The sequence below is a fragment of the Mycobacterium sp. KBS0706 genome (assembly GCF_005938675.2).
Classification (GTDB): domain Bacteria; phylum Pseudomonadota; class Alphaproteobacteria; order DSM-16000; family Inquilinaceae; genus Inquilinus.
In genome coordinates this window covers 1-323 of the sequence record NZ_VCCH02000403.1, presented here as the reverse complement: position 1 = coordinate 323, position 323 = coordinate 1, and the positions used below count along the sequence as shown (strand labels likewise).

Annotated in this window: 1 protein-coding gene; it reads left to right on the top strand. The window is 69.3% G+C overall.

The genetic code is table 11. The features are described 5' to 3' along the window. A partial coding sequence (locus tag FFK22_RS42470) for an ABC transporter substrate-binding protein (protein ID WP_306770288.1) occupies positions 1–323 on the top strand: 323 nt, incomplete at both ends.

Genomic DNA, 323 nt, shown 5'->3' with positions numbered 1-323 from the left:
GGTGTTCCGGCCCGACAACCCGCTGGTGGCCGACATCCGGGTGCGGCAGGCGCTGTTGCACGCGACCGATGCGGACGAGATCGTCGGCACGCTGTTCTCCGACAACTACCCGAAGGCGACATCGATCATCGCCTCGACCGCGCTGGGCTATGTCGACCTGTCGGCCAAGCTGACCCATGACGAGGCGGCGGCGAAGCGGCTGCTCGACGAGGCCGGCTGGGCCCTGGGCGCCGACGGGCTGCGCCACAAGGACGGCAAGGCGCTGGAGCTGACCGCCTACGAGTCGCTGCCGCAGCCGCAGAACAAGGAGACGCTGCAGCTGA